The sequence below is a fragment of the Ruegeria sp. YTSA168 genome, from assembly GCF_059610045.1.
Map to the genome: position 1 here is coordinate 180,454 of NZ_JBXWMW010000006.1, position 11,563 is coordinate 192,016.

Consider the following 11,563-nt stretch of genomic DNA (forward strand, 5'->3'; position numbering starts at 1 on the left):
CTCATCCCATCCCAATTTGTAAGGACGCAAAATGAACCAGGAAATCACCAACAACCCGTTTAACCCGCTGACGCCCCCGAAGGTTTTCGACGAGATCAAGGTCTCGCTGGCGTCGCCCGAGCGGATCCTGTCTTGGTCCTATGGTGAGATCAAGAAACCCGAAACCATCAACTACCGGACGTTCAAGCCCGAGCGTGACGGTCTGTTCTGCGCGCGTATCTTTGGCCCGATCAAAGATTACGAATGCCTGTGCGGCAAATATAAGCGGATGAAGTATCGCGGCGTTGTCTGCGAGAAATGCGGTGTGGAAGTCACCCTGCAGAAAGTCCGCCGTGAGCGCATGGGCCACATCGAACTGGCCGCACCCGTGGCACATATCTGGTTCCTGAAATCGCTGCCGTCCCGCATCGGTCTGATGCTGGACATGACGCTGCGCGATCTGGAACGTGTTCTGTACTTTGAAAACTATGTCGTCATCGAGCCCGGTCTGACTGACCTGACTTACGGCCAGATGCTGACCGAAGAAGAGTACATGGATGCGCAGGATGCCTATGGCATGGACGCGTTCACCGCGAATATCGGTGCCGAAGCCATCCGTGAGATGCTGGCCCAGATCGATCTGGAAGCCGAAGCCGAGCAGCTACGCGCTGATCTGGCCGAAGCGACAGGTGAGCTGAAGCCCAAGAAGATCATCAAGCGTCTGAAGGTTGTTGAATCCTTCCTCGAGTCGGGCAACCGGCCTGAGTGGATGGTTATGACCGTGATCCCGGTCATTCCGCCGGAACTGCGTCCGCTGGTTCCGCTGGATGGTGGCCGCTTCGCGACTTCGGATCTGAACGACCTGTACCGCCGCGTCATCAACCGGAACAACCGTCTGAAGCGTCTGATCGAACTGCGCGCGCCTGATATCATCGTCCGCAACGAAAAGCGGATGCTGCAGGAATCCGTTGACGCTCTGTTCGACAACGGCCGTCGTGGCCGCGTGATCACTGGCGCCAATAAGCGTCCGCTGAAATCGCTGTCGGACATGCTGAAAGGCAAGCAGGGTCGCTTCCGTCAGAACCTTCTGGGGAAACGCGTCGACTTCTCAGGTCGTTCGGTCATTGTGACTGGTCCGGAACTCAAGCTGCATCAGTGTGGTCTGCCCAAGAAGATGGCGCTGGAACTGTTCAAGCCGTTCATCTACTCGCGCCTTGAAGCCAAGGGCCTGTCTTCGACCGTGAAACAGGCGAAGAAACTGGTCGAGAAAGAGCGCCCGGAAGTGTGGGATATCCTCGACGAGGTGATCCGCGAACACCCTGTCATGCTGAACCGTGCGCCGACGCTGCACCGTCTTGGCATTCAGGCGTTCGAACCGGTTCTGATCGAAGGTAAAGCCATCCAGCTGCACCCGCTGGTCTGTTCGGCCTTTAACGCCGACTTTGACGGCGACCAGATGGCCGTTCACGTCCCGCTGAGCCTTGAGGCCCAGCTGGAAGCCCGTGTTCTGATGATGTCGACGAACAACGTTCTGTCGCCTGCAAACGGCGCGCCGATCATCGTTCCGTCGCAGGATATGATCCTGGGTCTCTACTATGTGACGCTGGAACGCGAAGGCATGCCGGGCGAAGGCAAAGTGTTCGGTTCGATCGACGAAGTTCAGCATGCGCTGGACGCCGGTGAAGTACATCTGCACACCAAGATCACTGCGCGGATCACGCAGATCGACGACGAAGGCAATGAAGTTCAGAAGCGTTACGAAACCACTCCGGGCCGTTTGCGTCTGGGTGCGTTGCTGCCGCTGAACAACAAAGCACCGTTCGATCTGGTCAACCGCCTGCTGCGGAAGAAAGAAGTGCAGCAGGTGATCGACACCGTCTACCGGTATTGCGGTCAGAAAGAGTCGGTTATCTTTTGCGACCAGATCATGTCGATGGGCTTCAAAGAAGCGTTCAAGGCGGGCATCTCGTTCGGTAAGGACGATATGGTCATCCCGAACGACAAGTGGGGCATCGTCGATGAAACCCGCGGTCAGGTGAAGGACTTTGAACAGCAGTACATGGACGGCCTGATCACACAGGGCGAGAAGTACAACAAAGTTGTCGATGCCTGGTCGAAGTGTAATGACCGCGTCACCGAGGCCATGATGAGCACCATCTCATCCTCGGAACGGGCTGAGAATGGTTCTGAACAGGAACCGAACTCGGTCTACATGATGGCTCACTCGGGCGCGCGTGGCTCGGTCACTCAGATGAAACAGCTGGGCGGTATGCGCGGCCTGATGGCCAAGCCGAACGGTGACATCATCGAGACGCCGATCATCTCGAACTTTAAAGAAGGTCTGACCGTTCTCGAGTACTTCAACTCGACCCACGGTGCCCGTAAGGGTCTGTCGGATACCGCTCTGAAGACGGCGAACTCGGGTTACCTGACCCGTCGTCTGGTGGATGTCGCGCAGGACTGTATCGTTCGTGAGATCGACTGCGGAACCGAGCGTGCGATCACTGCCGAAGCTGCCGTGAACGACGGTGAGGTTGTCGCCTCGCTGGCCGAACGTGTGCTGGGCCGTGTCTCTGCCGATGACGTGCTGCGTCCGGGTACGGATGAAGTTCTGGTCGCTGCCGGTCAGCTGATCGACGAACGCATGGCCGACACCATCGATGAAGCTGGTGTTGCCTCGATGCGCATCCGCTCGCCTCTGACCTGTGAGTCCGAGGAAGGCGTCTGTGCAACCTGCTACGGTCGTGACCTCGCGCGTGGTACCATGGTCAACACAGGTGAAGCTGTCGGTATCATTGCCGCGCAGTCGATCGGTGAACCCGGTACACAGCTGACCATGCGTACATTCCACATCGGTGGTGTTGCCCAAGGTGGTCAGCAGTCGTTCCAGGAAGCCAGCCAGGACGGTGTTGTTTCGTTTGAGAACCCGCAGATCCTGGTCAATGCGGCAGGCGAAAGCCTGGTCATGGGCCGGAACATGAAGTTGGTGATCAGCGACGAACACGGCGAAGAGCGTGCCAGCCACAAGCTGGGCTATGGTTCGAAATTGTTCGTCAAGGACGGCACGAAAGTAGCCCGTGGCGACAAGCTGTTCGAGTGGGACCCGTACACCCTGCCGATCATCGCCGAGAAAGCCGGTACTGCGAAATATGTCGATCTTGTTTCGGGCCTTGCTGTTCGCGACGAGACCGACGAAGCAACCGGTATGACCCAGAAGATCGTGATCGACTGGCGCGCGGCCCCCAAAGGCAGCGACCTCAAGCCCGAGATCATTCTGGTTGGCGAAGATGGCGAGCCGGTCCGCAACGATGCGGGCAACCCGGTTCACTATCCGATGTCGGTGGATGCGATCCTGTCGGTCGAAGACGGTCAGCAGGTCGAAGCTGGTGATGTTGTCGCGCGTATCCCGCGTGAAGGCGCCAAAACCAAGGACATCACCGGTGGTCTGCCGCGTGTGGCCGAACTGTTCGAAGCCCGTCGTCCGAAAGATCACGCGATCATCGCAGAAGCCGATGGTTACGTGCGCTTTGGCCGCGACTACAAGAACAAGCGCCGCATCAGCATCGAACCGGCTGACGAGTCCATGGAGACCATCGAGTACATGGTACCCAAGGGCAAGCACATCCCGGTCGCCGAAGGGGATTTCATCCAGAAGGGTGAATACCTGATGGACGGTAACCCGGCTCCGCATGACATCCTGTCCATCATGGGTGTCGAAGCGCTGGCGGATTACATGATCGACGAGGTGCAGGATGTGTATCGTCTGCAAGGCGTGAAGATCAACGACAAGCACATCGAGGTTATCGTGCGCCAGATGCTGCAGAAGTGGGAGATCCTGGATTCAGGTGACACCACCCTGCTGAAAGGCGAACATGTCGACAAGCAGGAGTTCGACGCGGCCAACGAAAAGACCATCTCTCGTGGTGGTCGTCCGGCACAGGGTGAGCCGATCCTGTTGGGGATCACCAAAGCCTCGCTGCAGACGCGTTCGTTCATCTCGGCGGCGTCGTTCCAGGAAACCACCCGCGTGCTGACCGAAGCGTCAGTACAGGGCAAGAAAGATAAGCTGGTTGGCCTGAAAGAGAATGTCATCGTCGGACGCCTGATTCCCGCCGGTACAGGCGGAGCCACTCAGGCCGTGCGCCAGGTTGCCCAATCGCGCGACAATGTTGTGATCGAAGCCCGCCGGGAAGAGGCCGAAGCCGCCGCTGCGCTGGCAGCTCCGACCTTCGACGACGACATGGTTGGCGACGAGCTGGACGTTTTGGTGGAAACCCCGGAAAGCCGCGAGTAAGCATCGCTTTGTACGATTAGAAAAGGCCCCGCGATCCCGCGGGGCCTTTTTCGTTTCAGGGGAATGGCGTTCCGCGGTCTTTGAGTGTAAGAGGGCTTGCCTTCCTTTGTGACATGCGTGTTTCTTACCCTATGTCCAAAACCTCAGATCACTCGGTAATCTATTTCTACGCGCAAACAGATAGGTATGCAGAGTTTTCTAACTTTGCCCCGTTTGGTGTCGCTATGGATGGTCATTGGTGGCGAACGGTTGAACACTTCTTCCAAGCCCAGAAGTTTCTGGATACCGACTACAAGGAACGTATCAGGCTGGCAAACAAACCAAAGGACGCCAAGGTCCTTGGGATGAGCCGAAAATTCCAGCTGCGCGCAGATTGGGAAGACATCAAGGACCAGATTATGCTGGACGCAGTTCGGGTGAAGTTTCAGACTCATGTGCAGCCACAGAAACTTTTGTTATCAACCCAAAACGCCGAGATCGTAGAAAACGCGCCGATGGATTCCTATTGGGGATGCGGTCCAGATGGGCAGGGTTTGAACAAACTGGGGCAGATATTGATGCAGGTTCGCGAAGAGCTTGGTTCGATTTGATGTCCAAGCATGATGGAGGTGCCGGTAGATCAAATGCGGCAGCTCCGAGCGGTTTTCCAGATTGTATGCCGCTTGATGTGATGCACCCATTGGTTTAGTGGTTTGCTGATTAAAAACAAAGAAATTGGGTTGAGGAATGGGTGGCCAGCAAACCTCATTCGAGGAGCGAGTTGCTCGGATAAAGCAGCACAATCTTCAGACGACCGGCAGTGGCAATCGCATCAGTACTGAAAGCATCTGGCAGCGGCTGGCCTATCCGGCCTCCTTTGTTGGAGCGTTCTTGCTGGGCTTTTTTGCCGTATTTCTAACGCGGTACATTCGGTACCACATGGTCGGTGTGCCAGAGGCCGGGCAGCTAGATACACAGGAGATTGTCAGCGTTGTTATGGCCAGTGGCGCAGGTTTCTTTGTTTCGTTCTTTCTACGAGATCGAAAGAAAGAATTCGCCAGCCTGGTCACGCTGGGCGTGTTGTGTAGCACATTCACCTTTCACAACCTAGTTTGGGCATACCCAGAGGTTTTTGAGTACGTGTACGGAGAAGATTGGGTAGAGTTCATCCAAAAACTGACCGAACCATCAAGCCTTTATATGTTCGGCAACAGTGTTGTCTTTGGCTAACATATCGGCCGTTGCGGAAGTTTGATTGACTTCGGGTTTCAGTTGCGGGCCAATATGGCCTGTTGCCTATCCCCGGAGCCGAAGCAGAATGTCCGCAAACACCAAAGGTGCGCTGCTGATGATGGGCAGCATGATGGCCTTTACCATCAATGATACGCTGGTAAAGGTCGCGTTGCAGGATTTGCCGCTGTTTCAGTTGATTGCCTTGCGCGGGTTGTTGGCGACGGTGCTGGTGTATCTGTTGGCCCAGTATCTGGGCGTGCTGCATCTGAGGTTTCCGCAGCATGACAGATGGTTGATTGCCCTACGCTGTGTGGCGGAGCTGTCGGCTACCTTCTTCTTTTTGACTGCGTTGAAACAAATGCCTTTGGCGAATGTGACGGCGGTGTTGCAGGTCTTGCCCCTGACCGTAACGCTTGGGGCCGCGTTGTTCTTTCACGAAGCAATCGGCTGGCGGCGCGTGCTGGCGATTGCGATGGGGTTTGCCGGGATGTTATTGATCGTCCGCCCCGGCCCCGAGGGGTTTGACCTCTACGCGATCTTTGCGCTGGTCGCAGTGCTGTCGGTCACGGCGCGCGACCTGATCACGCGCCGAATGTCGGCTGAGGTACCTTCGATGGTCGTCACACTTGCAACCTCGCTGTCGATCACGGTGACGGCCGCGATGATGTCGATCTTTGAAGGATGGGTGCCGGTCTCTGCCGCCACAGGAGGGCTGGTTGTTTCGGCTGCAATATTCGTTTTGGTTGCGTATTTGTGCAGTGTCATGGTGATGCGGGTTGGAGAGGTCGGTTTCGTCGCGCCGTTTCGCTATACCGGTTTGCTGTGGGCGCTTGGGCTGGGCTGGCTGGTCTTTGGGGACTGGCCGGATGCGATTACCATGCTGGGTGCGGTGCTTGTGGTTGGCTCGGGCCTGTTTACGCTGTTTCGGACGCGCGCGCGTCAACCCGAGGCATGAACCTTTCGGACGGTCTGAGAATCAATGGCAAAGCGTTCTTGAAATTCTGCTTCTAGTTCGTTGTCCAAAGGTTCCAACGCGGTTTGTGCGTTGCGTGTGGCAGGTGAATCGTTGAACCCGTTCAGGCTGCGCACCCACATTGGAGCGTCCGGATAGCTAACGACCGGCATAATGCGAGCCAGCCGGTTATGGGTATAGTTCATGATGGTGGCAGAACTTCCACCGGGCACATACATACCCAGGCCAGCAGTGACGAGAGGCCGATGCACCATTGCGGCCCGCACACCACCCGCATCCATACGCGCAAGATAGCCGCAATTGAAGTCGATCCCCACAGTTTCATGATTTCGCATCAGGCCGGCGCAATCCTGAGCGGCTTGGCGCAGACGCTCCACAAAATCCACCGAGACGGCATCATCATCGTCATGGCGAAATTGCAGACACGATTGGCCTAGGTCGGTGCGGGCGTCGTTCAGAACCTCTTTCATCAAACGCCGGTGCCGGGCAGGGGGCTTTTGTATGATCCGCACTTGCGACATTCCGGTGGTCAGATCACGCAGGCGATCATGGGCGTGCTTGGGCAAGCAGTCCCCGATCAGGATCAGCAGTTGAAACTCCTGATCCGTCTGGTGGCGGAAACAGGGTAAGGTCGAGGCTTCGAATAACCGTAACCTCTCTTCCAGACGTGCAGGGTCATAGAGGTAGCGCCGCCGTTCCTCGGTTGTTTCATGCTGGACCTGAAAACCACCGATAGCGGGATAGGAAAACCGGCACAGGCCAATGACTGGCAGAGAGGTTGGATGCGTCATGCCGCGCCATGCACCTGGCGCACGACATCCTGATCAATGGCGTAGCGGGCGATAAACTCACCCTCCATTTCGGGGGTCAGGGGCTGCAGGTCGACCTTGTTCTTGCGGGCGTGAGGAGAGTCGTTAAAGCCATGCAACGTCCGCACCCACATCGGCGCGTCCCCGTATGAGATCACGGGCATCGACCGCCCGATCTTGTTATGGGTATAGCTGATGATGGCTTTGTCGCAGCCGCCGGCAACATACATGCCCAGTCCGACGCCCAATTGATTGATGAAAACGCGTGCGGCCTGAATGCCATCTGAGTCACAGCGCGCCAGAAACCCCTGGCAAAAATCCACTGCGACGGTTGGATGAGCCTCGATCAGGCCGCGACCTTCCTGGATGGCGATGCGCAGGCGTTCGACCAGATCAACGGATACAGCGTCGTCATCATCATGCCGGAACTGAATGCAAGGTTTATCCGGGTCTGTGCGGGCGTTGTTCAGAACCTCACGCATCACTTGCCGCGTCTTCAACCCGCTATCGGCAGGCTTTGAAATAATCTGAACCTGTTTCACATCTGCTGTCAGATCATGCAGCCGGTCGCGCGCCTGTTCTGGCAGACAGTCGCCTGTCACGATCAGAAGCACAAAATCCTCATCCGTCTGTTCGCGGAAACACGGCAGGGTCGAGGATTCGAACAGGCGGAACCGTTCTTCCAACCGGTCGGGGTTGTACAGATGGTGCCGCCGCTCTTCGATCGTTTCATGTTCGATCTGAAAGCTGCCCAAGGCCGGAAACGAGAAACGGCACAGTCCGATGACTTGCATTGAGAACCTGTTATTTTCGCTCTTCCGGCCACTATGGCGTTGCTTTAGACCCGCGGCAACCGAAAGACGCGCAGGGTACGAGCTGGTGGGGGCTACCCTGTAAATGCCGGGCTGTTGACACTTGCCCCGACTCCCCCTATTACGCGCGTCATCTCGGTACCGGGGGCCGCCCCAAAACCGATTTCAGTAATGAACTGGTCAAGGCCCGGACAATTTTGCCGTTCGCGCCCTCTGATAACCAACCGCGACGTTCACCTCGGAATGGGAACGCTCGCGGATTTTGCGCTTGTGGACGCACGAACGCAGTGAAGTTTAGCCGCACGCAACTCGCGTGCATGTCATGTGTGTTGCAAAACGGGGAAGAAACCGGAATGCCAACTATTCAACAGCTGATCCGCAAACCGCGACAGCCTAAAGTAAAACGCTCGAAGTCCATGCACCTGGAGCAGTGCCCGCAGAAACGCGGCGTCTGTACCCGCGTGTACACCACCACACCGAAAAAGCCGAACTCGGCGATGCGTAAGGTTGCCAAGGTGCGCCTGACCAACGGGTTCGAGGTCATCTCGTACATCCCCGGTGAAAGCCACAATCTGCAGGAGCACTCGGTTGTTCTGATCCGTGGCGGCCGTGTGAAAGACCTTCCCGGTGTGCGTTACCACATCCTGCGCGGTGTTCTGGATACCCAGGGCGTCAAAGATCGTAAGCAACGTCGTTCGAAATACGGCGCGAAGCGTCCCAAGTAAGAAGGAGAGGCTGATATGTCACGTCGTCACGCCGCCGAAAAACGCGAAGTTTTGCCTGACGCCAAATTTGGCGACAAGGTTCTGACCAAATTCATGAACAACCTGATGATCGACGGCAAGAAGTCGGTTGCAGAGCGCATCGTCTACAACGCGTTTGACCGCGTTGAAGGCAAGATCAAGCGCGCTCCTGTCGAAGTCTTCCACGAAGCGCTCGACAACATCAAACCCTCGGTCGAGGTTCGCTCGCGCCGGGTTGGTGGTGCAACCTATCAGGTTCCGGTCGAAGTACGCCCCGAGCGCCGCGAAGCACTGGCCATCCGCTGGCTGATCACTGCTGCGCGCGGCCGCAACGAAAACACCATGGAAGAACGCCTCGCCGGTGAACTGCTGGACGCTGTACAGTCCCGCGGTACTGCCGTTAAGAAGCGCGAAGACACCCACAAGATGGCCGAGGCGAACAAAGCCTTCAGCCATTACCGTTGGTAATTCCAGAGGCTTATCAAAATGGCACGCGAATATACACTCGAACACTACCGTAACTTCGGTATCATGGCGCATATCGATGCAGGTAAAACCACCTGCTCGGAACGCATCCTGTTCTACACTGGCAAATCCCACAACATTGGTGAGGTGCACGATGGTGCAGCCACAATGGACTGGATGGAGCAGGAGCAGGAACGCGGCATCACCATCACGTCGGCTGCAACCACCACGTTCTGGGAACGTACCGAAGATGGTGTAACGGCTGACTCACCCAAGCACCGCCTGAACATCATCGACACCCCCGGCCACGTTGACTTTACCATCGAAGTCGAACGCTCGCTGGCGGTTCTCGACGGTGCCGTCTGCGTTCTGGACGCAAACGCCGGTGTTGAGCCTCAGACCGAAACCGTGTGGCGTCAGGCTGACCGCTACAAGGTTCCGCGTATGGTCTTCGTCAACAAAATGGACAAGATCGGCGCAGACTTTTTCAACTGCGTTGCGATGATCGAAGACCGCACCGGCGCACGTGCTGTTCCGGTTGGTATTCCGATTGGCGCCGAGTCCGAGCTGGAAGGCCTGATCGATCTGGTTACCATGGAAGAATGGCTGTGGCAGGGCGAAGATCTGGGCGCTAGCTGGGTCAAAGCACCGATCCGTGACAGCCTGAAAGACATGGCTGACGAATGGCGCGGCAAGATGATCGAAGCGGCCGTCGAAATGGACGACGACGCGATGATGGAATACCTGGAAGGCAATGAGCCCGACGTTCCGACCCTGCGCGCCCTGCTGCGCAAAGGTACGCTGGAAATCGCGTTTGTTCCTGTTCTGGGTGGGTCTGCGTTCAAGAACAAAGGCGTTCAGCCGCTGCTCAACGCTGTGATCGACTATCTGCCCAGCCCGCTGGACGTTGTCGATTACATGGGCTTCAAACCCGGCGACGAGGAAGAAGTTCGTGACATCGCACGTCGTGCCGATGACGACATGGCCTTCTCGGGTCTGGCGTTCAAAATCATGAACGACCCCTTCGTTGGCTCGCTGACCTTCACCCGGATCTACTCGGGCACCATGAACAAGGGTGACTCGATCCTGAACTCGACCAAAGGTAAGAAAGAGCGCATCGGTCGTATGATGATGATGCACTCGAACAACCGGGAAGAGATCGAAGAAGCGTTTGCAGGCGACATCATCGCGCTGGCGGGTCTGAAAGACACCACCACCGGTGACACCCTGTGTGATGCGAAGGATCCGGTGGTTCTTGAAACCATGACCTTCCCCGATCCGGTGATCGAGATCGCGGTTGAGCCCAAAACCAAGGGCGACCAAGAGAAGATGTCCCAGGGTCTGGCCCGTCTGGCCGCCGAAGACCCGTCTTTCCGTGTGGAAACTGACCTGGAATCCGGTCAGACCATCATGAAGGGCATGGGCGAACTTCACCTGGACATCCTGGTTGACCGTCTGAAGCGTGAGTTCAAGGTTGAAGCGAACATCGGTGCACCGCAGGTGGCCTATCGCGAAACCATCTCAATGCCGGTTGAGCACACCTACACCCACAAGAAACAGTCGGGTGGTTCGGGTCAGTTCGGCGAAGTTAAGCTGGAAATCCAGCCGACCGAGCCGGGCGAAGGTTACTCGTTCGAAAGCCGCATCGTTGGTGGTGCTGTTCCGAAGGAATACATCCCGGGTGTTGAAAAAGGCATCAACTCGGTCATGGATAGCGGCCCGCTGGCTGGCTTCCCTGTGATCGACTTCAAGGTTGCCCTGCTGGACGGTAAGTTCCACGACGTTGACTCGAGCGTTCTGGCGTTCGAAATCGCGGCCCGTATGTGTATGCGTGAAGGCATGCGCAAAGCTGGCGCGAAGCTGCTGGAACCGATCATGAAGGTCGAAGTGATCACCCCGGAAGAATATACCGGCGGTATCATCGGTGACCTGACCTCGCGTCGTGGCCAGGTGTCTGGTCAGGAACCGCGCGGCAACGCGATCGCGATCGACGCGTTTGTTCCGCTGGCGAACATGTTTGGCTACATCAACACCCTGCGTTCGATGTCGTCGGGCCGTGCCCAGTTCACCATGCAGTTCGACCACTACGATCCGGTTCCGCAGAACATCTCGGACGAGATCCAGGCGAAATACGCATAAGCGAAGATTTGAGGGAGCGCCGTTCAGGGGCTCCCTTCATTACCGAAAAAGGAGGCCATCATGGCAAAGGAAAAGTTTGAGCGTACAAAACCGCACGTCAACATTGGCACGATTGGGCATGTTGACCACGGCAAGAC

At 56.8% G+C, this 11,563-nt stretch carries 9 protein-coding genes; 7 read left to right on the top strand and 2 right to left on the bottom strand.

Annotation, left to right across the window (positions count from 1 at the left end; genetic code table 11):
* Positions 1–31 precede the first annotated feature (31 nt).
* The 4 genes from rpoC (at position 32) to AC2FFE_RS13400 (ending at position 6,440) form a co-directional block, all read left to right on the top strand.
* A complete protein-coding gene (gene rpoC, locus AC2FFE_RS13385; RefSeq protein ID WP_496846862.1) occupies positions 32–4,273 on the top strand; it encodes a DNA-directed RNA polymerase subunit beta' in 4,242 nt (1,413 codons plus the stop codon).
* Positions 4,274–4,404: 131 nt separating this feature from the next.
* On the top strand, positions 4,405–4,863 hold the full coding sequence (gene ybiA / locus AC2FFE_RS13390; protein WP_496819733.1) for a riboflavin biosynthesis intermediates N-glycosidase: 459 nt from the start codon (positions 4,405–4,407) through the stop codon (positions 4,861–4,863).
* A 136-nt stretch (positions 4,864–4,999) separates the two neighbouring features.
* On the top strand, positions 5,000–5,482 hold the full coding sequence (locus AC2FFE_RS13395; RefSeq protein WP_496819734.1) for a hypothetical protein: 483 nt from the start codon (positions 5,000–5,002) through the stop codon (positions 5,480–5,482).
* A gap of 88 nt (positions 5,483–5,570) precedes the next feature.
* Positions 5,571–6,440, top strand: a complete 870-nt coding sequence (locus tag AC2FFE_RS13400; RefSeq protein ID WP_496819735.1) for a DMT family transporter — start codon at positions 5,571–5,573, stop codon at positions 6,438–6,440.
* Here the strand turns inward: AC2FFE_RS13400 and AC2FFE_RS13405 are convergent.
* The gene (locus tag AC2FFE_RS13405) at positions 6,425–7,249 is read right to left on the bottom strand and encodes a putative rhamnosyl transferase (protein WP_496846863.1); all 825 of its coding nucleotides are present in this window, start codon (positions 7,247–7,249) and stop codon (positions 6,425–6,427) included. The two genes, AC2FFE_RS13400 and AC2FFE_RS13405, sit on opposite strands and share 16 nt — an antisense overlap.
* On the bottom strand, positions 7,246–8,061 hold the full coding sequence (locus tag AC2FFE_RS13410) for a putative rhamnosyl transferase (RefSeq protein WP_496846864.1): 816 nt from the start codon (positions 8,059–8,061) through the stop codon (positions 7,246–7,248). Before AC2FFE_RS13410 ends, AC2FFE_RS13405 begins: the two co-directional genes overlap by 4 nt.
* A gap of 371 nt (positions 8,062–8,432) precedes the next feature.
* Between AC2FFE_RS13410 and rpsL the strand changes: the two genes are divergently transcribed.
* Genes rpsL through fusA form a run of 3 tightly spaced genes read left to right on the top strand, consistent with a single transcriptional unit; the run spans position 8,433 to position 11,426 of the window.
* A complete protein-coding gene (gene rpsL, locus AC2FFE_RS13415; protein WP_005621086.1) occupies positions 8,433–8,804 on the top strand; it encodes a 30S ribosomal protein S12 in 372 nt (123 codons plus the stop codon).
* 15 nt (positions 8,805–8,819) lie between these two features.
* Positions 8,820–9,290: a 30S ribosomal protein S7 gene (rpsG, locus tag AC2FFE_RS13420; RefSeq protein WP_008756926.1), complete on the top strand. Its 471-nt coding sequence runs from the start codon at positions 8,820–8,822 to the stop codon at positions 9,288–9,290.
* 18 nt (positions 9,291–9,308) lie between these two features.
* Entirely contained in the window at positions 9,309–11,426 is a 2,118-nt protein-coding gene (gene fusA / locus AC2FFE_RS13425; protein WP_496819737.1) for an elongation factor G, read from the top strand.
* Positions 11,427–11,563 lie beyond the last annotated feature (137 nt).

Excerpts from the sequence above, each read along its gene's own strand:
- rpoC (WP_496846862.1), top strand. The coding sequence starts at position 32 with ATGAACCAGGAAATCACCAACAACCCGTTTAACCCGCTGACGCCCCCG.
- ybiA (WP_496819733.1), top strand. The coding sequence starts at position 4,405 with ATGTCCAAAACCTCAGATCACTCGGTAATCTATTTCTACGCGCAAACA.
- AC2FFE_RS13395 (WP_496819734.1), top strand. The coding sequence starts at position 5,000 with ATGGGTGGCCAGCAAACCTCATTCGAGGAGCGAGTTGCTCGGATAAAG.
- AC2FFE_RS13400 (WP_496819735.1), top strand. The coding sequence starts at position 5,571 with ATGTCCGCAAACACCAAAGGTGCGCTGCTGATGATGGGCAGCATGATG.
- AC2FFE_RS13405 (WP_496846863.1), bottom strand. The coding sequence starts at position 7,249 with ATGACGCATCCAACCTCTCTGCCAGTCATTGGCCTGTGCCGGTTTTCC.
- AC2FFE_RS13410 (WP_496846864.1), bottom strand. The coding sequence starts at position 8,061 with ATGCAAGTCATCGGACTGTGCCGTTTCTCGTTTCCGGCCTTGGGCAGC.
- rpsL (WP_005621086.1), top strand. The coding sequence starts at position 8,433 with ATGCCAACTATTCAACAGCTGATCCGCAAACCGCGACAGCCTAAAGTA.
- rpsG (WP_008756926.1), top strand. The coding sequence starts at position 8,820 with ATGTCACGTCGTCACGCCGCCGAAAAACGCGAAGTTTTGCCTGACGCC.
- fusA (WP_496819737.1), top strand. The coding sequence starts at position 9,309 with ATGGCACGCGAATATACACTCGAACACTACCGTAACTTCGGTATCATG.